Below are 21293 nucleotides of genomic sequence, written 5' to 3'. Positions count from 1 at the left end.
CAACAAAACCTTGAGATGCGATGGAGGGTTTTATTTTTTCTGCATTAGTAAAACGAACCCCCGAACAAATTCGTATTTTTCCTGAGATCTTAAAGTGGCTGCTTATCGCTAGCGTCGTTGGCGTTTTGGCTGGCTCAGCTTCGGCGGGATTTCTTTGGGCTTTGGATTTCGTTACTCATTTTCGCCTAGAACACTCTTGGCTTTTATTTCTTTTGCCCGTCGCCGGAATGGCCATTGTCTTTCTTTACACCAAATTCGGAAAGAATACCTCTGCGGGAAGTAACTTACTGATCGATGAGATTCACAATCCCAAATCTGTTGTTCCACTAAGAATGGTACCACTGGTTTTGCTCGGCACCTTGGCCACTCATCTATTCGGAGGTTCTGCAGGGCGTGAAGGAACTGCCGTGCAAATGGGCGGAAGCCTTGCGGATCAGCTTACGAAAGTATTTAAATTAGATTCTGAAGATCGCAAACTCCTACTCATGGCGGGAATCTCCGCTGGATTCTCTTCCGTATTTGGCACCCCTTTGGCTGGCGCCATATTTGGCTTAGAAGTTTTAGCAATAGGAAGAATGCGCTACTCAGCACTGCTTCCGTGCTTTGTCGCCGCCATTGTTGCAGATCGCATTTGCTTAGCCTGGGGAATTTCACACACTCACTATTCCATATCGCAGGTGCCGCCACTAACCGCAGTAAATATCCTCTGGGCCCTTGTTGCTGGCATTTTGTTTGGACTTTGCGCTTTTCTTTTTTCCTGGAGCAGTCATCGGGCGACAAAAATTTGGAACAACATCCTAAGCTCCCCCTATCTGCAGGCTTTCATGGGAGGCATTTTAGTCATCGTCCTCGCGAGCATTCTGCAAACTAATCGCTATCTGGGTCTTGGGATCCCCGTGCTTCTGGAGTCCTTCCAACAACCTCTTCCTCCTTATGACTTTATTCTCAAACTTATCTTCACCGTTATTACTTTGAGCGCTGGCTTCAAAGGTGGAGAGGTCACACCTTTGTTTTTTATTGGCGCCACTTTAGGCAATGCCTTAGCTTGGTTGCTACCCCTGCCGTTCACCCTGCTGGCTGGAATGGGATTTGTTGCGGTCTTTGCCGGGGCCGCAAATACACCCCTTGCTTGTACAATTATGGCCCTTGAGCTTTTTGGCACAACTCCAGGAATCTATGCGGCACTAGCTTGTGTTATGAGTTATTTATGCTCGGGTCATTCTGGAATTTATCACTCTCAAAGGATTGAGGTACGAAAGTATGTTGAAAAAAATTAATACTCCCTTTACGGAAATGATGAATATAGATTTTCCAATCATTGCTGCCCCGATGTTTTTGGTGAGCAACGAGGAACTTGTCTCACAAGCAAGCGAAGCCGGCGGAATCGGCACTTTCCCAGCGCTGAACTATCGCCCTATTGAAAAGTATGCTGAAGCCTTAAAAAAAATCAAAAGCCAAACTAAGAAGCCCATTGGTGTAAATATCATCGTCAACAAAAGCAATACCCGCCAGAATGACGATCTCAAAGTTGCCTTGGATCATGGAGTTGATCTATTCATCACTTCTCTGGGCAGTCCGAAAGACGTGATTAAAGAAGCGCATAAAAATGGTGCGAAAGTTTTTTGCGATGTAACGAATCTAGATCATGCTTTGAAAGTTCAAGATCTGGGAGCTGACGGCGTTATTGCCGTAGGCGCTGGAGCTGGCGGACACGCAGGCCCAATCTCCCCCTTGGTTTTAATTCCTTGGCTTAAAACTCGAATGCAAATTCCCATCATTGCTGCGGGAGGTATTTCGCATGGTTCAATGATCGCTGCCTGCCTTGCCTTAGGAGCTTCCGGCGTTAGCATAGGCACACGCTTTATCGCCAGCAAAGAGGCACAAGTCGATGAAGCCTATAAGAATGCAATCATCAGCTCGACACCTGAGGATATCGTTATGACGACGAGAGTTTCAGGAACGCCGGCCGCGGTGATCAACACACCTTATGTGCAAAAATTGGGAACCGATTTACCTTGGGCCTTCAAAGTGTTGAAAGAAAATAAACTCACCAAAAAATACATGGTACCGTTGATTCATCTGATGGGCATGAAGTCTTTGGAAGAGGCGGCCATGAAGCCGACGTGGAAAACAGTGTGGACTGCGGGACAGTCAGTGGGTCTGGTTGAAGAGATTCTGACTGTCCAGGAAATTTATAAGAAACTTATTTCAGAATACGATGAAAGCGTGAAACATCTCTCAGGCCTTGGGCTTGAGTGACCGATTTCTTACCGACAAAGTGAGCTCGTAAGTCATTACGGGCTCTGTTGGATTCTTTGAAGGCACAACAGCATAGCCTTTCATTTTTCTTTCAACGCGATCTGGATTTGTCTTGGCTTCATTGATAACTGCCAAGACATGCTCGATCTCTTCACAGATAAAATGTACATCACCATCAGCGCGCTTTAAAAAACTTGCCTGAAAATCTTTAAATACAAAGTCGATCTTCTGTTTGCTTTCAGCTATCGCGGCCACCGCTGGTGCGACCAACGACAATTCAGCACCAATACCCAAAGCTCCAAAGTACATCGAGTTCAGATGATTCTTGGTGCGGAAGCTCAATGGAATCTTCAAAATGAATTTCTTGTCAGTCATCTCCACCACTCGCGGAGAGCAGAAAAGAACCAGAGGTATTTTTACGAGACCGTACAAATTAATAAAGGCTGTGAATTTGAGATTTTTCATGTTCATAGGAATATCTTAGGACCCTCGCCTAGAGAAGGACTAGCATTTTTCACTCAGCCCAGCCCATTTTGACAATTTGCACCGAGAGGTGTTTAATATTCTTATAGACAGGTCGCTCGTGAAAAATCCCTCGAGATGTTCTCAGTCTCCGAATTCCCTCTTTTTCACGGCGCCTGCCTTCTTTTTTTCCGAATTGGCGCCTACAGATCAATTCCTAAGACAAAACTAGCCACCAGAGCCACGAATACCAGAAAGGCCATAATCGCCAATCTGAAGTCTTTCTGTTTCACAAAAAGAACACCCGTCAGAAACACCCTGACAACGGGAAGACACACTAACAAGATCAATCCCAAAATAGAAATGACCATCGGACGGTCATTCGTCAAAAGAGCCCAATGAATCGTCTCGAACAAAGATTTCGATTCGTAAACCGTGAAGCTGCCAAGCAAACTTCCGTTAGCAAACCAAAGCCACAACCAGCCAATAAGCAGAAACATTCCCGCCAACAGAACTCCGATTCGCAAAAGATGACTGATCGTGAGTTCTAACTTATGAAGGGCTTCTTGAGCAGGATCTGTTCTCATTACTTGAGTCCTTTCATAATCATTTGAATTGAAACGATAGAAAGAACGAGGACAAAGATCTGACGGATACGTGATGCCGGCATTCTAACCATCACCTTCGCACCAATGAAGGAACCAATGATAATTCCAACGGCCACCGGTGCGGCAATTTCTGGGCGAACATCACCTTTTAGCAAATAAGCACCCGCACTTGCGGAAGCCGTCACGCCGATCATAAAGTTTGAAGTCGCAGAAGAAACTTTGATAGGCAGCTTCATCGCGCCGTCCATCGCCAACACTTTAAAGATACCACTGCCAATACCTAGCAAAGCCGAAAGGACACCAGCACCAAACATGGCAAATAAACCCAAAGGAACATTCTCGACTTTGTAGTCAATCCATCCTCCTTTGCCATCCGGATAGGAACCATCGAGCTTCATCTTCTCTGCCCAAGGATGATTATGATGTGACATGTGCTCTTCGCGCTTTCGCAACATCATGAGCGCCGAAAACAAAAGAAGAAAGCCAAACAGAAGATAGAGGAATTGAGCCTTGATATACGAGGCAATAAGAAAACCAACAATCGCCCCGGAAACCGTGCCAATTTCAAGAAAGACAGCCAGTCGAAGGTTTGTAAGAGAATCTTTAAGATAACTTGCCGCTGCACCAGAAGAAGTTGCTACGATCGAAATCAGACTTGCAGCAATGGCATACCGAATATCGACGTGAAAAACTAAAGTCAGAACTGGAACGACTATGATTCCGCCGCCCAAACCTAAAAGGGAGCCAAGAAACCCAGCCCCCACGGCCGTTGCCAATAACAGCAATTCGTACATTTTGCGATACCTTATCTAGCCTGCGAGATTTTACTTAGGAGGGCATTCAAACAGGCGAACTAAACGAGCTCCAAAGAAAGTGTCTCTTTTTGTAAACTTCCATGGTGGGTATGGCAGAAAAACAGCTTCCGCGCACTGCCCCTTTTGCGCAACCGCCCATTGACGATCTTCAGAAGAAGCTGTGTAGATCTCCCCCGTTTTTAGATCTTTAATACCGATCGCAAAAGAGAAGACTTTCTCGTTTATGTCGCCTCCTGCACGAGCGATCAATGCCACCGGAAGCTCCACACGCTCAACCGCCGTAATTTCACCTTTGATCGATTTTGAGAAAATAACACTGTAATTTTCAATCACGGCCCAGGCAATGACACCGAGAATGACGAAGACTACCAGAATTTTAAGAAATTTTGTTATTGCTGCCATATATGGGAATTATGGGTTAGCTTTTAAAGTCTCGTCAACTAAAAGGACCCGCCATGTTTTCGAAAAAAGAGAAACTCCTTCTTGCGATGCTCGCCGCCATTCAGTTTAGTTCCATTGTGGACTTCATGATTATGATGCCGCTCGGCCCCCAATTGATGAGACTCTTCCATATCAGCACCCACCAGTTCGGACTCCTCGTGTCATCGTACACTTTTTGCGCGGGCATCAGTGGTTTTTTAGCTTCATTTTTTGTCGATAAGTTTGATCGCAAGTTAAACCTTCTTTTCTTTTTCACAGGATTCGGTCTGGGCACCGTCGCTTGCGCCCTTTCTCCCACTTACGAACTCCTTTTACTCTCTCGAGGTCTGACGGGAGTGTTCGGTGGTGTATTAAGTTCTTTAGTTTTGTCGATCGTGAGTGACGCGATTTCATATGAGCGACGCGGCAGCGCGATGGGCATTATCATGACCGCGTTTTCAATGGCCTCTATCTTCGGAGTTCCTTTCAGCCTTTTCCTTGCCAATCAATACACCTGGCATGCTCCCTTTATGTTTTTAGGGATCGCTTCACTGTTGGTTTGCGCGATGATTTGGTTCTTTATGCCTTCAATGCGAGAGCATCTTGACCACTCAAAAACCAAAATGCCAATTTATCACTCGCTGGTGGAAATTCTGCGAAATCCCAATCAACGCAGAGCTTTGGTTTTTATGTCTGCCGTAATTTTCGGTCACTTTGCAATAATTCCCTTTCTTTCGCCCTCTATGGTCGCCAATGCCGGTATGACTGAGGCACAACTGCCGCTTATTTATATGATCGGCGGACTCTTCACGATCTTCACATCTCCCCTCATCGGTCGCTTGGCCGATCGCCACGGAAAACATGTCGTGTTTAAGTGGGGCGCCGGGATCACTATCATTCCCATCTTTCTTATCACCCATTTAGGCCTCAGCCCGCTCTGGATTGCCCTGACAATCACTTCTGTTTTCTTTGTGGTTTCAGGCGGAAGAATGATTCCCGCGACAGCTTTGGTTTCAGGTACAGCTCACTCACAAAGTCGTGGAGCCTTCATGAGCATCGTCAGCTGTGCTCAACAACTCTCTTCTGCTCTTGCCAGCTATATTGCTGGAATTATCGTGAGTCAAAAAGTAGGTGGAAGATTAGAAAACTTTGAATACGTGGGCTATATTGCGATCGCGTTCACGATCCTGGCGATTTTTCTTTCTCGAAAAATTGAAGCCGTGGACAGGGACGCTCCTGTTCCCGATCTCTCGCACTAGGGAAGCGGCTTCTTCTTGCTAGTCGTAGTTGATTTTTCTGCGATTGCTTTTGATCTCTGAAGCTTGTTTTTTTGAATCCAGACGTTTACGAACCGAGCTGCGTGTAGGCTTGGTTGCCACCCGCCTTTTCGGAACAAAGAGGGCCTTTTTTAACAAGGCCTGTAACTTACGAATGCAATTTGAGCGATTTTGATCCTGATCGCGTTCTTCCTCACTGCGAATCAAAATATCACCTTCCGCGGTCAACTGCGCCGCGAGCTTATGCAAAAGGCGTTGTTTCACGTCTTCAGAAAAGGCCTGAGTGGTTTGCAAATTCCAGCGCAAAATCGCCGCAGAATTTGTCTTGTTCACATTCTGCCCGCCGGGACCTCGTGATCTCGCGTAAGAGAAATTCAATTCATGAAAAGGAATTATCACTTCCATTTAGTCTTGTTTTGCAGCAGTAAAGTCTGCAATCCCTTCACCAATTTTCTCAGCATTAAGAAACACTTCATAAACCACGGGAGAGGTCGGCGCGACCATCGCGGTGACCCCACAATACTTGGTCATAGAAAGCACAACGGCCTTCATCACTTGTTCCTCTTTCGCATTAGAACTTGCGACGTGATACTGAACTCGAACCTGTTTAAAAATTGAAGGGTATCCTTCTGTCGTCTCAGTCTGCGCATTAATGTCGCAGGACTGCAAATCGACTCGCATTTTCTGCAATATGGACGCAACATCCATCCCCGAGCAGGCGCAAATGCTACTGAGGAGCACTTCCTTTGGAGAGGGACCTAGGTCTTTACCACCAAAATCAGACTTGGAATCCATGGTGAACTTATGATCGCCAAAGTGAGCCTCAAAAGCCATTCCTCCAGCCCATTTCGTCTGACATGTGATGTGACTCGTTTTTTGAGCCATAGATTCCTCCCTGTGCGTTACCAATACCTCGGAAGCAAGAATACCTCTGATAACGCCGGAAGTAAACAGTCGGAAAATTTGCGTTGCAGGCCAAGCCCGGGTAAACTTTAAGGGTTAGGAGTATTTATGTTAGTAGTGATTGCTATAGCCCTAGTTGGAATTATCGCCGGTGGTGGATTGGGCTTGGCCTTACACAAGTTGCAAAATGCGCGCACTCTTCGCCTTGCTCGTGAAGAAGCTCAAGAAATTGTTGGAGAAGCCAAAGAGGCTATCGAGCTCAAGTTACTTGAAGAGAAAGAGCGCATTCAAGAAATTGAAATGGAAATGTGGACCAAGGTTGAACCAGAAATGCTGAAAACCGAAGGTCGCATTGAAGACTTGCAAGAGGTTGCCAACGAGAACAAAGCCAAGGCTGATCAAATTGTTCAGGAAGAGAAAAAGAAACTTCAAGAACGCGAAGCCGATGTTAAAACTCAAGAGCAAGCCTTAAAAGGCCAAGAAACCGAACTGAACAAAGTAAAAGATGCCCAAAAAGCATTGAACAAAGAGTTCATCGAAAAACTCACCGCGAAGTTAAACACTTCAGCTGAAGATTTTAAATCCGAACTCAAAGCCATGATGGAAGACGAAGCTCAGCGCCGTGCTGCCCGCCTTGCGCAAGAGCACGAGGAAGACGCCAAGGAGCACGCCGAAACTCGCGCCAAGAAAATTCTTGGCTTGATCATCGATCGCTTCGCACGCCCTTATTGTGCAGAACGCGGCATTGGTGCCGTGAACTTCCCAGACAGTCATGCGCGCAAGTTATTCTGCGATCCTGCTGGAAACAATATCAAGGCACTTCAAGAAGCCTGCGGATGTGACATTATTGTCGAAGAGGGTTTGGATATGGTTGGCGTTGCCGGATTTGACCCTGTTCGCCGCGAACTCACTCGCCGTACTTTGGAGCGAATCTTTAAAGAGAAGAAAAGCATCACGCCAGACTTCATCAAGAAGATCGCTGAAAATCAGAGAAAAGAATTAACGAAAAACATCAAGCATGATGGCGACTCTTTAGCAAAAGAGTTGAAGCTTGAAGGCTTGAATGCGGAAATTCGTCAGATGATGGGTTCTTTGCGCTATCGTTATTCCTTCACGCAAAATCAATATTTCCACTGTGGCGAGGTTGGCTGGTTGGCCGGACTTCTGGCTTCGGAGCTTGGTATTGACATTAAGAAGGCTCGTCGCGTGGGCATGCTCCACGACATTGGTAAATCCATGGACCATGTTATGGAAGGCGGCCATGCTGTTATCGGAGCTGATTTTATCGCGGCACGCGGTGAAGCACCTGACGTGGTTCACGCCGTGAAAGCCCATCACTTTGATGAACAACCATCAACGGATCATGCTTTCATCGTCATTGCGGCCGATGCAATTTCTGGGGCTCGCCCTGGTGCACGTCGCTCGACAATTGAGTCCTACAATCAGAAAGTTTCTGAACTTCAAGATATCGCTCGCAGCTTCCAAGGTGTGACAGATTGCTTTGTTCTTAGCGGTGGACGCGAATGCCGCGTTCTTGTGAATGGCAAAAAGATCGATGACACTCACGCTCTGGATCTTTCTAAGAAAATTGCGGCGCGCATCGAAGAAGAGTGCAACTACCCAGGACAAATTAAGGTCGTTGTCGTGCGCGAAACGATTGTTACTGAACAAACTCGCAAAGAACTCGCGTAATACGCGAGTTCTTTCTGTGTTCCCACAGACCTTTTATTAAAATCCCCTCATACAAGCTCTTTTAGAAGATTCTCACAACTACATCGGTTCAAATTAGGAAGTGAATTGATAGGAGAATCGATATGGTACTTGAAACTTCGTCTCAGACATCTCTCGAAAAGCAGCACACACCGCGTGTTCTAGTGATCGATGATAGCTTGGACTCAGTAAAACTAATGTCGCACATTCTTGATCACTACAAATGCGATGTGACGATGGCTTTCGATGGTCAAGACGCCATTCCTTTACTAGTAAACAAGCAGTACGACTTGGTGGTGTTGGATTGGCAAATGCCACAAATGGGTGGTCGCGATACTTTATTACTTATGGACAGACTTCTTACCGAGCGCAAAGTCCACAAACTTCGCAAACCAATCCCAGTGGTGATCTACACAGGACACAGTGAAGAAGAATTGGATCTGCCCCTTGTGCGCAACTTTTCATACTTGGGCTTCATCAACAAGCGCCAAGCTTTCAGCTCCATGATGCGTTCATTTAATTTTATTTTGCGTTCAATCTAGGCAACTAGGAACGCTAAGCTTGAGGGGTCTTTGGCACCAGCAAAGACCCCCAACTCCAAAGGTGCCTGCTTCTTTTTTGGGTCTACAGCGCGTCAATTCGAATCTCTCATCCACAATCCGAAGCCCGAATTTCAAACTTAGCAAAATCCAAATGTTTTATCCCCTTAGCGTCTTTACCTAACTAAAGTTAAGAGCACTTAGTAGACAAAAGCAAAACTCCATAAAAATATTGAGGAGTCTTTGAATATCCCCACATGAATTGATATGGTAAGCCCAATGGATCCCGACCCTTACCTAATTTTCTTAACTTGCTTCTTAACTCACCTCTTTATTCATTTTCAGATTAAAAACTCCCCGAAGGAGCTCTCGTGACCGAGCTACTGATTGTCATACTTTGCCTTTTCATCAACATGCTTTTATCAGGTGCTGAGATGGCCTTTGTGACTGTACGAAAAATGCAGCTAAAAACTATTTCATCCAAAGACAAACGCGCGAAGATTCTTCTGTTACTTAAAGAAAATCCTGAACGCACTTTGAGCGTCATACAAATCGGCATCACACTGGTCGGCGCCATTGCGGCCGCAGTAGGTGGCGCTGGAGCCGAGGAAGCTCTAACACCAACTCTCATGAATCAATTCGCGCTTAAGGAACAAACGGCTGAAGCCTTATCTATCGCCTTGGTTGTGCTTCCGATCTCTTATTTAAGCGTTGTGGTTGGCGAGCTTGTTCCTAAAACATTGGCCTTGAGAAACTCTTTGGCCATTTCCCTTTGGTCGGCACGCGCACTTTTTCTGGGAGAAAAGCTCTTATCCCCAGCCGTTTGGATTTTGGAAAAGTCGACGAATTTGATTTTAAAAATATTCAGCCTGACAAACACAACCGAGCAACGACACGAACATGATCTTGAAATCGAAGACCTCCCCCATCAGACCAAGCAATACCTGATCAACCTGGTCAGCGCCGATAAAATGCTCGCTCGAGATGTTATGTTACCCTGGAGCGAGGTCATCTTTGTTCGCAAAACGGATCTCATAGAGGACGTTGAAACGATAATTGTGAATTCAGGCCACACCCGCATTCCAGTCCTTGAGGATGAAAATGTCATCGGTCTTATTAACAGCAAAGAGTTCTTTGTCGCACGCAAGTATAAAGACAACGAATGGCAATCCCTCATCCGTCCCTGCTTGAAGTTCAAATCTTTCGAACCTCTATTTCGAATTCTTCTAAAAATGCAGGAAGAGAAATCGCATCTGGCAGTGATTTATGACCGCGCGCAGATCGTTGGACTTCTCACCATGGAGAACATTTTCGAGGAAATCATAGGTGATGTTTTCGACGAGGACGATGATGGCTATGTTAAAAAACTACTCGCGAGCAAATCTCGTCGCCGCCCGTAGGTGATTGAATCAATAACGATTTCTTATTCTTAAAACACGATTTCACAAGCCTGAAAAACTTCTCAACAGATAGAAGATTCCCCTTCTTTTAACGCAGTGTAGACCCAAAAAGATGGCAGGCACCTTTTCCGAGAAAACGGCAGGCACCCTTTAAGAAAAAACCCCGGGGGTGCCGGGGTTTTTTGTGATTCGTACTTCGGCGAAGCCGGAGTGTGTGTGTGTGTGTGTGTAGTTATTTGATTACTTTGTTGGCGTGGTATTGTTCTTCGTTGAAGTCGTCTACCAGGATGGCGTCGTAGCGGACAGCATCGGCTTCTTGGAGGAGCTTGAATTCCTCTTCAGTGATGATGTTTTTGCTGCGAGCATCGTCAAACAACAAGTTTGTTTTCTTCTTCGGAAGAGCGCCGTCGCGGATGGCTTTTTTGATTTTCTTTTCTGCAGCTTCAGCTTTCAAAACCACAGAGAATGCGTAATCCAAACGACCTACCGCTTGCGTGCGATCTGTTGGCAAGTAAATGCCATCAGTCAAACGATTGCGTAACTCGCCATCTTTCATCATTGCTGATGCGATCGCATGAGTCCAACCATCAGAAGCTTGTGAGCCAATAGAGTTGATACGTGACCAAGCGCCGATCCATCCTTTGAAGAACCAACGAAGACCAGGGATCTTCAAGTTATCAAAGATGCCGTCGAAACCTTTTTGGATTTCAGCCATGCAAAGCTTCAAGTTGTAGTGCACGAATGGAAGATCTTCTTCCTTACGGCCTTCCGCTTCGAAACGACGAAGGATCGCTGTTGCGATATACATGTGAGCCAAGATATCTGCGAAACGTCCTGTGATTTTCTCTTTCATTTTCAAAGAGCCACCAAGAACGCCCATCGCCACGTCAGACAACAATGCGAAAGTCGCAGAAGTCCAAGACATACGACGGAAGTAAACTTTCATTTGCGGATGACAGTCTGGAGTCGCTGCCAAGTAACCACGAGAGCAAGACAACAAGATCGCGCGGCAAGTATTGCGTACGATATGCCCGATATGACCGAAGAACGCTCTATCGAAGGCCTTCAAATCATTCGCTTCATATGCTTTAACTTCAGAGTAAGCAAATGGATGCGCACGAAGAGCACCTTGACCAAAGATGATCAAAGTACGAGTCATGATGTTCGCACCTTCAACTGTGATACCAATTGGAGTTGCAATATAGATTTCAGCAAGCACGTTACGGGGACCCAATGAGATGCCCGCGCCGCCCATGATATCCATAGCATCGATAATCACTTTACGACCCATTTCAGTCGTATAGTATTTTTGCATCGCCGTGATAACGCCTGGTTTGATGCCTTTATCCAAAGCTCCCAAGCAGTATTTTCTCATCGCTTCCAAAGCATAAGTCGAAGCACCGATACGAGCCAGAGGCTCTTCAACACCTTCAAACTTACCGATTGAAACACCGAATTGACGACGAACAACGGAATGCGCAGAAGTTACACGCATTGCCAATTTAGTTCCGCCTGTTGCTTGTGCCGGCAATGAAATACCGCGACCCGCAGCCAGACATTCCATCAACATCATCCAGCCCTTACCAGCGCCAGCGAGACCGCCAACGATAGCATCTTCAGCATTGACGATAACGTCTTTACCTTGAGTCGGACAGTTGTAGAACGGAGTATTCAAAGGATCATGACGACGACCCAAAACAACACCCGGAGTATTTGAAGGGATCAAACCGCAAGTGATACCAAGATCCTCACCTTTACCCAAAAGATTTTCTGGGTCACGCAAGCGGAACGCCAAACCGATAACAGAAGAGATCGCTGCAAGAGTGATCCAACGTTTATTCCAGTTCAATTTAATTTGAATTTTTCCATCTGGGCCTTTGAACAAAACACCCGTAGATGTGATCGCACCCGCATCAGAACCCGCATTTGGCTCTGTCAAACCGAAGCATGGAATTTCCAAGCCATCAGCCAAACGAGGCAACCAATGCTTCTTCTGTGCGTCTGTTCCGTAGTGAGCCAGCAATTCTGCAGGACCCAATGAATTTGGAACCATCACCTGGATTGCTACTGCCAACGAGCGAGAAGAGATTTTCATAATCACTTCAGAGTGGCAAAGAGCAGAGAATCCAAGACCACCGTACTCTTTAGGAACGATCATACCCAAGAATTTTTCTTTCTTGATGTAGTCCCAAATCGCAGGAGGAATTTCTTTTGTTTTGTAGATTTCCCAGTGATCGATCATCGCACACAGTGTGTTGACCGGGCCGTTCATGAAAGCTTTTTCTTCTGCTGTCAAATCTGGGTAAGACTCTTTCATCAAGTTTGCGAAGTTGGGTTTTCCAGAGAATAAATCTTTCTCTACCCACACCACACCCGCGTCCAGAGCCGCTTTCTCGGTGTCCGAAATTTTCGGAAGAAATTCAAATTTTTTGAAAATCCCGAAGACTCCAGAAGTCACGAGCGCCGCGCGAATCGGAGCAATGTTGAAGATGACCGCAAGGACCGCGAACACAGCCCACAACCATACCGGAGCACCAAAGCCCGCCATGATCACAGCAAGTGCAATCGTCCAAACGATAAGAGGACTTCCGAAGAAGCCGACAAACAACAAGAGCACCACGGAGGCAAGAACCCATGCCCACGTACAACTCTCTAAAAAATACCCGTATAACGAGCTGATAGAGTCCACGATGTTTCTCCTTTTATTGATAGCACAATAATTAGACCTTTTAATATGAGGATGCGCAAGCGGCCTTATCAAGAAGCCTAGGAAATACGGGAGCTTAAGGGCCCCAATGAAATTCGAATTATGTGAGGAGAACTTTCATCAATTTCAATACTTTTGTTCAGAATGAAACTTGATTGGCTGCAAACAAAGCTAGCAAATAGGACTTCAATTGGAGAGCAAGGATTGGTTATAGACTTTGCGGTGAATTTTGGACAAAAAAAAAGCCCTCCGAAGAGGGCTTTTGGTAACCAAAGTTACTTCTTAGACGTCCGCCTAGACATCTATCTAGTGGGCGCCTTTAAGAAATTACTTAGTTTCGCCAGCTGGAGCTGCTGGAGTAGCTGCAGGAGCTGCTTCAGTTGGAGCTGGAGCTGCAGTACCTTCTGCAGGAGTCATTGCTGGAGTTGCTTCAGCAGTTGCTGCTGGAGTAGCTTCAGTAGCTGCTGGAGTAGTTTCAGCAGGTTGGTTTTTAGAGCAAGTGAAACCAGTTGTGAAAGAAAGTGCTAGCAAAGCTGCGATTACGATAGCTTTCATTGTTGTTGTCCCTTCGTATAATTAATTTGCACACTCGAAGTAATTCCGAATGCACATTTTTTGTTTTTAAACTCGACTAATGGCTAAGTTACACAAATTTTTGCAATCTTAGCAAATAATTTTTAAAAAATTATTTTTGACAATGGCTACACCAGAAGGTGTTCCGACCACCCATCACTTTCGCGCGAAGGTGTGTCCCGCAAGACACACAGGCTTCGCCGTCCCGATCGTAAACTTTAAAAGTATTCTGAAAGTAGCCACTTTCCCCCGAAGCTTGAGCGAAATCGCTGATAGAAGATCCACCTTTTTCAATCGACTCTTTGAGAATTCTTCGAATCTCTCTAACCAGAATGTCCGCTCTATCACGTGAAAGTTTTGAGGCTGGCAATGAGGGCTTAATCCCCGCCGCAAACAACGCTTCACTCGCGTAGATATTGCCAACTCCGACAACCACTTTCTGATCCATGATCGCAACTTTTAAGGCGACACTTTTGCCACGCAAACTCTGCCAAAGAGACTCCCCCGTAAAGTCAGACCCTAAAGGCTCCGGACCGAGCTCAACAAGTTTTGGATGCGATGCAGGATCACTGACGAAATCAAAACAACCAAATCGCCGAGGATCCCGATAAGCCAACCTCAAGCTGCCAGAAAAATGCAAATATATATGATCGTGAAGACGCTCATCACCAGGAGGCGCCACACGCCAGGTGCCGGTCATACCTAAATGCGACAGCATCGCTCCTTTGGGCGTCCATATTAATAAGTACTTTGCCCGCCTTTCCACGGACAAAACCTTTTGGCCAACAAGAGTGCTTAATTTCTTAGCAGGAATGGGGCCGCGCAAATCAGATCTTTTCAGCTCAACTTTTTCGAGCTTGGGATGATGCTCTAATATCTTTTCAAGCCCCTGTCGCACCACTTCCACTTCGGGTAATTCAGGCATATTCACTCCTAAAGAGTTGCATTTTATCAGGAAGCCAACAAGGATGCTAGGCATGTCTACTAAACAAGAAACCAAACCCGAAAATAGCTGGCTCAATCTCATCTTTAATATCATCTTGCCGGTTCTTATCCTTAATAAGCTCACAAAATTCATCGGCCCTTTGGCCGCCCTCCTCTTGGCGTTGGCGTTTCCATTGGCTTATGGCGCCTATGATTTGGCGAAACGAAAAAAGGTCAATGCGCTTTCCGCTCTAGGTCTTCTGAACGTCGCACTGACTGGCGGCTTGGCCCTTATGGGCATTCATGGATTTTGGTTTGCAGTCAAAGAAGCGGCCTTCCCAACTTTGGTGGGATTGTTCGTTCTAGGCTCTGCCTTCACAAAGAAACCCTTCATTGAAGCGATTTTCCTAAATCCGGGAGTGATGAAAGTAGATCTTTTAGAAGAGAAGCTAAAAGAAAATGGAAAACAACAAGAGTTCCACGATCACCTAAGAAAGGCGACGATGTGGCTTTCTTTGTCATTCGTATTCAGTGCCGTTTGCAATTTTGTTTTAGCTCGGAAGATTTTCCTGAACATTGATTCAAACCTGACCACCGAAGCTCAATCCGTCATTTTGAATGAGCAGATCGCAAAAATGACCACTTGGTCGATGGCCATCATCATGGTTCCTTCGATGATTTTTCTTATGGGAATCTTCTGGTATCTGATGCGCGGAGTAAAACAATACTCCGGCCTCTCCACTGACGATCTTATGAAAACGTAGGGACTAGCTAGAAATCACCGCTATCTTCACCAAATGGTGGTGGCGGCGGTGGTGGTGGCGCAAAATCAGTTCCATAGCCTCCCCCAAATGTGTCCTCACCAAATCCTGGCGGTGGTGGTGGTGGCGGCGGCGGAACATCTCCGAAATCTTCTGGCAAATTAGGCGCAGGAACATAACCTCCGCCTCCTCCGCTGAAGTCGTCAAATGTTGGTGGCGGCGGGAAACTACTACCTCCAGAACCTCCTCCATAAGAAGACCCACCGGCTGCTGCTGCAGCACTTCCAAATTTAGGTTTCCCACCAAAGGCAGCACGCTTGCGATACTCGTAGCGTGGCCGCTCCATATCCAAACCTAACTCCTGAGCTTCCGTGGGAAGTTTTTTGTCAGCACGCGACAACTTTTCTTCCTGGGATTTCTTTTCTATAAATTCTTTGCGGGTCTGCTGATATTCAACGTCAAACTGCTTTTTGGCGAGGGCATCGGCTTTAAATTCGGGCCCATCATCATCCATCTCTTTAGATTTTTTCGACTTTTTATAGTCTGCCAATTCACGCTGGCGTTGGTTTTCCCATTGCTCAGACTCCTCAAGGTAGCCACGCTCCCCTTGAGCCCTTGCTTTATCAAACTGCTTTCCGTTGTTTTGATGCTCAGCGAAACCAAGCAGGCGCGTCTCTTCCGCTCCAGCCGCGAAGCCTTCGCGGGAGAATGTCGAGAGCAATAAAAGAAAGATGAGTTTTCTAGAAAGATGCATCTGACGACCAGTCTAACAGGCTCGCCGATTTTTTTTGAACAAACAAAAAAGATGCTCGACCTTTGGCCAATTCCTTAATAGCTTAATTCTTTGTTTCCCCAAGGAGTACCATGGACGCATTGCAGAGCATCGGAGTTTTCGCAGCACAAACCTTCCTCATCCTTTTTGCCATCATCGCCGTGATTCTGGTGATCGCAATGGTTGCTGCCAAGGCTGCTGGCCATAAAAATGAAATTGAAGTGGAGCTCTTGCATAAGAAATACAAGAACTTCCAGAATCTTCTTAAAGCTCATACTATGAGCAAAACCGAGCGCAAAGATCTTAAAAAACAACTCAAACAAGAGAAGAAAGAGAGCGCTGACAAGTCCCGCACTCACGAAAAGAAAATCTTCGTGATCGACTTTGAAGGTGACGTTAAAGCTTCAGCAGTTGAAAACTTGCGCGAAGAAGTCACGGCCGTCTTAACATCTGCGAAACCTGAAGATGAAGTTGTTGTGCGCATTGAAAGCCCGGGTGGCGTGGTTCATGGCTACGGATTGGCGGCTTCTCAACTCTTGCGTATTCGCGACAAAGGCATTCCTTTAACAGTTTGCGTGGATAAAGTGGCAGCCAGTGGTGGTTATTTGATGTCTGTGACTGCAAACAAAATCCTTTCTGCCCCTTTCGCCATCGTCGGCTCCATTGGTGTTGTTGCACAAGTTCCTAACTTCCATAGAATTTTGAAAAAGCACGATGTAGACGTAAAAGAGTACACGGCGGGCGAATTCAAGCGCACGGTCAGCTTGTTGGGTGAAATCACCAGCAAAGGTGAAGAGAAATTCCAACAACAATTAGAAGAGACTCATATTCTCTTCAAGTCTTTCGTTCAGAAATTTCGTCCTCAGATGAATCTTCAGGAAGTAGCCACTGGAGAATACTGGTATGGTGAGCAGGCAATCACAAAAGGCCTGGTTGATGAGATTCGCACCAGCGACGATTACCTGATGGCTCTTGCCGATAAACACCAAATTATCAAAGTGAAATTTGAACAACACGAAAGCTTTGGCGACAAATTAAGTGGAATCATCGGAAAAGCCGTAAAAAAAGGGGCTCTTTCCATCGTTGAAGAACTCGAAACTCGTCGTTTTCTTTAACAACACTCCAACGTTGTTGGAGTGAAGAACTTACTCCGGCAGAGCTGGAGTGCAGAAACTACCCTGGCGTAGCCAGAGTGCAGACAGACAAAGCAAGATAGCAGGGATTAATTAAGTGGCACAAAATCTCGTTGAAGTAAAAAATCTTGAAACGACCTTCACTACGAAGGCAGGACCGTTCAAAGCGGTTAACAATATCAGCTTCGAAATCCCTAAGGGTAAAACTTTGGGTATCGTGGGCGAATCAGGTTGTGGCAAATCCGTAACCTCTTATTCACTCATGCGCTTGATTCAATCTCCGGGACAAGTGACCGGTGGACAGGTACTTCTCAATGGTCGCGACATCTTAAAATTGTCAGAAGACCAAATGGAAGAAGTTCGCGGCGGCGAAATGGCAATGATCTTTCAAGAGCCCATGACGGCTTTGAACCCTGTTTTGACCATCGGTTTTCAGATGGATGAGCAGATCATGAAGCATAAAAAATGCTCGCAAAAAGAATCAAAAGATCGCGCCATTGAAATGCTTCGCCTGGTGGGCATTCCTTCCCCTGAAGAACGCTACTCGTCTTATCCGCACCAACTTTCGGGTGGTATGAGACAAAGAGCAATGATCGCCATGGCCCTTTCTTGCGATCCCACATTTTTGATCGCTGACGAACCGACAACAGCTTTGGACGTTACAATCCAGGCGCAAATTTTGGAATTGATTCAAGGCCTGCAAGAAAAATTCAATATGACTGTTCAGTTCATTACCCATGACTTGGGTGTGATCTCAGAAATCTCTGACAATGTCATGGTGATGTACGGCGGCCAGACTTGCGAGCAGGCGGAGACTCAAGAGCTTTTCTTGAACCCTCATCATCCTTACACAGCTGCATTGATCGCATCTCGTCCTAAATTTGGTGAGCGCACACAACGCCTGACCACAATTGAAGGAAGCGTTCCCGCTCCCCACGAACTGCCGAAAGGCTGCCCGTTTGTAAACCGCTGCCCACGCGCTGTGAGTGAATGTCCTGCTATTAAACCTCAACTTCTTGAAGTTAAACCTGGCCACAAAGTGGCTTGCTTCAATCCTTTATAAGCGAGTTAAATGAGATGAGCGAAATCATTCTTGAAGCAAAAAATATTAAGAAACACTTCCCGATCAAGAAAGGTCTTTTCTTGCGCGAAGTTGCCAGTGTTAAAGCTGTTGATGATGTCACTTTAACCGTCCGCAAAGGTGAAACTTTGGGTCTGGTCGGAGAATCCGGCTGCGGAAAATCGACATTGGGCAGAACTTTGATTCGCCTCTATGAGCCGACCTCTGGCGAAATCACATTTGAAGGGCAGAACTTTTTAAAACTTAAAGGCGAAGCTCTTCGCAAAAAAAGAAAAAACATGCAGATGATCTTCCAAGATCCTTATGCTTCCCTCGATCCACGTATGACCGTAGGTCAAGTCATCGGTCAACCGATGGACATCCATAATGTGGGCACCCCGGAAGAGCGCACTCAACGCGTTTTGGAGTTGATCGAACTCGTGGGACTTCGCAAATCTGCCGTCAATCGCTACCCGCATGAATTTTCGGGTGGACAACGTCAACGTATCAGTATTGCCCGTGCAATCGCTTTAAACCCTGAACTGATTATTTGCGACGAGCCTGTCAGTGCCTTGGACGTATCTATTCAGGCGCAAATCCTGAATCTTCTGGAAGACCTTCAACAGAAGCTCAAATTAACATATGTTTTTATATCCCATGATCTTTCAGTGATTGAACACGTTTGCGACCGTGTTGCAGTCATGTACTTGGGTAAAATTGTTGAGATTGCCAGCCGTGATGAACTGTTTGCAAATCCTCAGCATCCCTACACGCAGGCATTGATCCAAGCGATTCCTCGCGTGGGCCACGGCAAAAAGAAAATGAAGAAATCATTGGGCGGCGAAGTGCCAAGCCCGATCAATCCTCCATCAGGCTGCTCTTTCCATACTCGTTGCCCATACAAAATGGACATCTGCGTACAGAAGACTCCGGTGCTTGAGGGAACGGCTTCACACCAGAAGGCTTGCTGGCTAACCGCAGCTCCAACATACTCCAGCGAAGCTGGAGTGCGAGCAGGCAAGGCTGAATAATTTTAACTTTTAAAATACTCCGGCCAAGCCGGAGTGTAGACCAGACTCCGGAGATCCGGAGTGTAGACCTAAGGAGAATATGATGTTGAAAAATTTTGCGAAAGGTTTGCTCGCTGTCACTGCTCTGGGTTTCGGTACTCAGGCTGTTGCTGCACCGACAAACGCCGAACTAAAAATCGGTATCTCTCAAGAGTTCGAAACGATGAACCCATTGATCATGTCTATGTCTGCTTCAGCATACATGTATCGCTTGGTAGGTCGTTCTTTGGTCGTTATGACTGCTGAAGGAAAATGGGTTCCGCAATTGGCTAAAGAAATCCCTTCTCTTGAAAAGGGCACTGCAAAAATCGTCGATATCGGCGGCAAAAAGCACATCGTAGCTAACTGGGAAATCATCGACGCCGCAAAATGGGGCGACGGCAAGCCAGTTGTCTGCCAAGACTTCATCACATCTCGTGATATAGCGACTTCTCCAACTGTCACTGTTGGCGAAAAAGAGCAATGGACTCAGGTTGAAAAGATCGAAATCGACCCTAAAAATCCTAAAAAATGTGTTTTCACTTATGACAAAGCAAAATGGGACTTCTACCAACTAGCTCAATTCTTCCCTCTTCCGACTCATTTGGAAAAGCCAATTTTTGATAAATACGGCAGCCAAAAAGAAGGCTACGAGAAGAATTCAAACTATGTTCGCAATGCTACAAACCCAGGTCTTTACAACGGACCTTATGTTATTTCAGAAGTGAAATTGGGTTCACACGTTGCCTTCACTCCGAACAAGTACTTCTATGGCAAACAGCCTAACATCCAAAAGATCATCGTTAAGTTGATTCCTAATACAGGAACAATGGAAGCGAATCTTCGTTCTGGAACAATCGACATGATTTCCGTTCTAGGTTTGGATTTCGACCAAGCCCTAGCATTTGACAAAAAAGCAAAAGCTGAAAACTTGCCATACAATGTGTTCTTCGTTCCATCTGTGACTTACGAACATATCGATTTGAACTTGGACAACCCAATCTTGAAAGACGTTCGCGTTCGTAAAGCTTTGGTTCTTTCAATCAATCGCGAAGACCTTGTAAAAGCTCTTTTCGAAGGCAAGCAAGAAGTCGCTATCCATAACGTTTCCCCTAAAGATGCTTGGTTCACAAAAGATCCAAAATTCGTAACGTTCTATCCTTACTCTAAACGTAATGCTGGAAAACTGTTGGACGAAGCTGGTTGGAAATTGGGAGCTGATGGCTACCGTTCTAAAGATGGCAAACGTTTGTCTTTGGTGTTCCAAACAACTGCGGGAAACAAAACTCGTGAGCTTGTTCAGGTTTATTTGCAAAACCAATGGAAACAAGCGGGTATTGAAGTTCTTATCAAGAATGAGCCAGCACGTGTATTCTTCGGCGACACAATGACTCACCGTAAATTCGGTGGTTTGGCCTTGTTTGCTTGGGTTTCTTCTCCGGAAAACAGCCCACGCTCAACAATTTCATCTAAAGCAATTCCGACTGCAAAAAACAGCTGGTCTGGCCAAAACTTCATGGGCTGGAGCAATCCAAACGTAGACAAGGCACTTGATGCTTTGGATTTGGAATTCAATCCAAAGAAGCGTGCTGAATTGGTTGGAACAACTTTGAAATACTACACTGACGAAGTTCCGGTATTGCCACTTTACTATCGTTCAGATATTTCAGTGACTCCGAAAAACTTGAAAAACTACAAAATGACTGGTCACCAATTCTACGAAACAAACAACGTAGAAGACTGGAACCTAAACTAGTTTGTAAACTCCGGCGCAGCCGGAGAAACGGCGGAGTTGGCGAAAGCCAACCAGCCAGAAAAAAGAACCATAGACCCAAGGCTGTTCAAAAAGGTTCATATGCAAGGCGGAGGGAGTTCCCGCAGCGCAGGCGTACTTCCAGTACGTCGGAGCGAGGACAACTCC

The 21293-nt window shown here is 45.9% G+C and carries 21 protein-coding genes; 11 read left to right on the top strand and 10 right to left on the bottom strand.

The features are described 5' to 3' along the window. Positions 1–20: 20 nt before the first annotated feature. Together NWE73_RS08465 and NWE73_RS08460 are read left to right on the top strand one after the other, a co-directional pair. On the top strand, positions 21–1277 hold the full coding sequence (locus NWE73_RS08465; RefSeq protein ID WP_277577873.1) for a voltage-gated chloride channel family protein: 1257 nt from the start codon (positions 21–23) through the stop codon (positions 1275–1277). Further along, positions 1261–2259 carry an NAD(P)H-dependent flavin oxidoreductase gene (locus NWE73_RS08460; RefSeq protein ID WP_277577872.1) on the top strand — a complete coding sequence of 333 codons (999 nt, stop codon included), beginning with the start codon at positions 1261–1263 and terminating at the stop codon, positions 2257–2259. The genes NWE73_RS08465 and NWE73_RS08460 overlap by 17 nt, the downstream gene beginning before the upstream one ends. Here the strand turns inward: NWE73_RS08460 and NWE73_RS08455 are convergent. From NWE73_RS08455 to NWE73_RS08440, 4 genes are all read right to left on the bottom strand, one after another. Beyond that, positions 2239–2724 (bottom strand): hotdog family protein, encoded by a 486-nt coding sequence (locus NWE73_RS08455; protein ID WP_277577871.1) that lies wholly within the window; start codon positions 2722–2724, stop codon positions 2239–2241. The two genes, NWE73_RS08460 and NWE73_RS08455, sit on opposite strands and share 21 nt — an antisense overlap. A gap of 200 nt (positions 2725–2924) precedes the next feature. After that, positions 2925–3308, bottom strand: a complete 384-nt coding sequence (locus NWE73_RS08450) for a DUF1634 domain-containing protein (protein ID WP_277577870.1) — start codon at positions 3306–3308, stop codon at positions 2925–2927. Further along, complete coding sequence (locus NWE73_RS08445; RefSeq protein ID WP_277577869.1) at positions 3308–4123, bottom strand: sulfite exporter TauE/SafE family protein; 816 nt, start codon at positions 4121–4123, stop codon at positions 3308–3310. The genes NWE73_RS08450 and NWE73_RS08445 overlap by 1 nt, the downstream gene beginning before the upstream one ends. 30 nt (positions 4124–4153) lie before the next feature. After that, positions 4154–4546 (bottom strand): hypothetical protein, encoded by a 393-nt coding sequence (locus NWE73_RS08440; protein WP_277577868.1) that lies wholly within the window; start codon positions 4544–4546, stop codon positions 4154–4156. A 53-nt stretch (positions 4547–4599) separates the two neighbouring features. Between NWE73_RS08440 and NWE73_RS08435 the strand changes: the two genes are divergently transcribed. Continuing rightward, on the top strand, positions 4600–5823 hold the full coding sequence (locus NWE73_RS08435) for an MFS transporter (protein WP_277577867.1): 1224 nt from the start codon (positions 4600–4602) through the stop codon (positions 5821–5823). Positions 5824–5841: 18 nt separating this feature from the next. On the opposite strand, the gene arfB is transcribed toward NWE73_RS08435, so the two are convergent. Together arfB and NWE73_RS08425 are read right to left on the bottom strand one after the other, a co-directional pair. Next, a complete protein-coding gene (arfB, locus tag NWE73_RS08430; protein ID WP_277577866.1) occupies positions 5842–6246 on the bottom strand; it encodes an alternative ribosome rescue aminoacyl-tRNA hydrolase ArfB in 405 nt (134 codons plus the stop codon). Further along, entirely contained in the window at positions 6247–6726 is a 480-nt protein-coding gene (locus NWE73_RS08425) for an OsmC family protein (RefSeq protein WP_277577865.1), read from the bottom strand. 126 nt (positions 6727–6852) lie between these two features. Between NWE73_RS08425 and NWE73_RS08420 the strand changes: the two genes are divergently transcribed. The 3 genes from NWE73_RS08420 to NWE73_RS08410 all read left to right on the top strand — a co-directional run bounded on the left by NWE73_RS08420 (position 6853) and on the right by NWE73_RS08410 (position 10393). Then, positions 6853–8436: an Rnase Y domain-containing protein gene (locus NWE73_RS08420; RefSeq protein WP_277577864.1), complete on the top strand. Its 1584-nt coding sequence runs from the start codon at positions 6853–6855 to the stop codon at positions 8434–8436. 122 nt (positions 8437–8558) lie between these two features. After that, positions 8559–8996 carry a response regulator gene (locus NWE73_RS08415; RefSeq protein ID WP_277577863.1) on the top strand — a complete coding sequence of 146 codons (438 nt, stop codon included), beginning with the start codon at positions 8559–8561 and terminating at the stop codon, positions 8994–8996. Positions 8997–9364: 368 nt separating this feature from the next. Next, complete coding sequence (locus tag NWE73_RS08410) at positions 9365–10393, top strand: hemolysin family protein (protein WP_277577862.1); 1029 nt, start codon at positions 9365–9367, stop codon at positions 10391–10393. 232 nt (positions 10394–10625) lie between these two features. Here the strand turns inward: NWE73_RS08410 and NWE73_RS08405 are convergent, their stop codons facing one another. From NWE73_RS08405 to mutM, 3 genes are all read right to left on the bottom strand, one after another. Further along, positions 10626–13082, bottom strand: coding sequence for an acyl-CoA dehydrogenase (locus NWE73_RS08405; RefSeq protein WP_277577861.1), 2457 nt, complete (start codon positions 13080–13082; stop codon positions 10626–10628). Between the two features lie 345 nt (positions 13083–13427). Beyond that, the gene (locus NWE73_RS08400; RefSeq protein ID WP_277577860.1) at positions 13428–13655 is read right to left on the bottom strand and encodes an acylneuraminate cytidylyltransferase; all 228 of its coding nucleotides are present in this window, start codon (positions 13653–13655) and stop codon (positions 13428–13430) included. Between the two features lie 130 nt (positions 13656–13785). After that, positions 13786–14598 (bottom strand): bifunctional DNA-formamidopyrimidine glycosylase/DNA-(apurinic or apyrimidinic site) lyase, encoded by an 813-nt coding sequence (gene mutM / locus NWE73_RS08395; RefSeq protein ID WP_277577859.1) that lies wholly within the window; start codon positions 14596–14598, stop codon positions 13786–13788. A 52-nt stretch (positions 14599–14650) separates the two neighbouring features. Here mutM and NWE73_RS08390 point away from each other — a divergent pair, with 52 nt between their 5' ends. After that, positions 14651–15361: a VC0807 family protein gene (locus tag NWE73_RS08390; RefSeq protein WP_277577858.1), complete on the top strand. Its 711-nt coding sequence runs from the start codon at positions 14651–14653 to the stop codon at positions 15359–15361. Between the two features lie 7 nt (positions 15362–15368). Here the strand turns inward: NWE73_RS08390 and NWE73_RS08385 are convergent, their stop codons facing one another. Further along, complete coding sequence (locus tag NWE73_RS08385) at positions 15369–16112, bottom strand: hypothetical protein (RefSeq protein ID WP_277577857.1); 744 nt, start codon at positions 16110–16112, stop codon at positions 15369–15371. Between the two features lie 110 nt (positions 16113–16222). On the opposite strand from NWE73_RS08385, the gene sohB reads away from it, so the two are divergent. The 4 genes from sohB (at position 16223) to NWE73_RS08365 (ending at position 21128) form a co-directional block, all read left to right on the top strand. Then, positions 16223–17245 (top strand): protease SohB, encoded by a 1023-nt coding sequence (sohB, locus tag NWE73_RS08380; RefSeq protein ID WP_277577856.1) that lies wholly within the window; start codon positions 16223–16225, stop codon positions 17243–17245. 115 nt (positions 17246–17360) lie between these two features. Beyond that, positions 17361–18326 carry an ABC transporter ATP-binding protein gene (locus NWE73_RS08375; RefSeq protein WP_277577855.1) on the top strand — a complete coding sequence of 322 codons (966 nt, stop codon included), beginning with the start codon at positions 17361–17363 and terminating at the stop codon, positions 18324–18326. Between the two features lie 14 nt (positions 18327–18340). Continuing rightward, positions 18341–19354 (top strand): ABC transporter ATP-binding protein, encoded by a 1014-nt coding sequence (locus NWE73_RS08370; RefSeq protein ID WP_277577854.1) that lies wholly within the window; start codon positions 18341–18343, stop codon positions 19352–19354. Positions 19355–19436: 82 nt separating this feature from the next. Then, positions 19437–21128 carry a peptide ABC transporter substrate-binding protein gene (locus tag NWE73_RS08365; protein ID WP_277577853.1) on the top strand — a complete coding sequence of 564 codons (1692 nt, stop codon included), beginning with the start codon at positions 19437–19439 and terminating at the stop codon, positions 21126–21128. Positions 21129–21293: the final 165 nt, after the last annotated feature.

This window comes from Bdellovibrio svalbardensis (genome assembly GCF_029531655.1).
GTDB lineage: Bacteria > Bdellovibrionota > Bdellovibrionia > Bdellovibrionales > Bdellovibrionaceae > Bdellovibrio > Bdellovibrio svalbardensis.
Note: the sequence above shows the minus strand (reverse complement) of the source record. Positions and strands in the feature narration are given on the sequence as shown.

Coding starts and splice junctions, on each gene's coding strand:
- NWE73_RS08465 (WP_277577873.1), top strand. CDS start 21: ATGGAGGGTTTTATTTTTTCTGCATTAGTAAAACGAACCCCCGAACAA.
- NWE73_RS08460 (WP_277577872.1), top strand. CDS start 1,261: ATGTTGAAAAAAATTAATACTCCCTTTACGGAAATGATGAATATAGAT.
- NWE73_RS08455 (WP_277577871.1), bottom strand. CDS start 2,724: ATGAAAAATCTCAAATTCACAGCCTTTATTAATTTGTACGGTCTCGTA.
- NWE73_RS08450 (WP_277577870.1), bottom strand. CDS start 3,308: ATGAGAACAGATCCTGCTCAAGAAGCCCTTCATAAGTTAGAACTCACG.
- NWE73_RS08445 (WP_277577869.1), bottom strand. CDS start 4,123: ATGTACGAATTGCTGTTATTGGCAACGGCCGTGGGGGCTGGGTTTCTT.
- NWE73_RS08440 (WP_277577868.1), bottom strand. CDS start 4,546: ATGGCAGCAATAACAAAATTTCTTAAAATTCTGGTAGTCTTCGTCATT.
- NWE73_RS08435 (WP_277577867.1), top strand. CDS start 4,600: ATGTTTTCGAAAAAAGAGAAACTCCTTCTTGCGATGCTCGCCGCCATT.
- arfB (WP_277577866.1), bottom strand. CDS start 6,246: ATGGAAGTGATAATTCCTTTTCATGAATTGAATTTCTCTTACGCGAGA.
- NWE73_RS08425 (WP_277577865.1), bottom strand. CDS start 6,726: ATGGCTCAAAAAACGAGTCACATCACATGTCAGACGAAATGGGCTGGA.
- NWE73_RS08420 (WP_277577864.1), top strand. CDS start 6,853: ATGTTAGTAGTGATTGCTATAGCCCTAGTTGGAATTATCGCCGGTGGT.
- NWE73_RS08415 (WP_277577863.1), top strand. CDS start 8,559: ATGGTACTTGAAACTTCGTCTCAGACATCTCTCGAAAAGCAGCACACA.
- NWE73_RS08400 (WP_277577860.1), bottom strand. CDS start 13,655: ATGAAAGCTATCGTAATCGCAGCTTTGCTAGCACTTTCTTTCACAACT.
- mutM (WP_277577859.1), bottom strand. CDS start 14,598: ATGCCTGAATTACCCGAAGTGGAAGTGGTGCGACAGGGGCTTGAAAAG.
- NWE73_RS08390 (WP_277577858.1), top strand. CDS start 14,651: ATGTCTACTAAACAAGAAACCAAACCCGAAAATAGCTGGCTCAATCTC.
- NWE73_RS08385 (WP_277577857.1), bottom strand. CDS start 16,112: ATGCATCTTTCTAGAAAACTCATCTTTCTTTTATTGCTCTCGACATTC.
- sohB (WP_277577856.1), top strand. CDS start 16,223: ATGGACGCATTGCAGAGCATCGGAGTTTTCGCAGCACAAACCTTCCTC.
- NWE73_RS08370 (WP_277577854.1), top strand. CDS start 18,341: ATGAGCGAAATCATTCTTGAAGCAAAAAATATTAAGAAACACTTCCCG.
- NWE73_RS08365 (WP_277577853.1), top strand. CDS start 19,437: ATGTTGAAAAATTTTGCGAAAGGTTTGCTCGCTGTCACTGCTCTGGGT.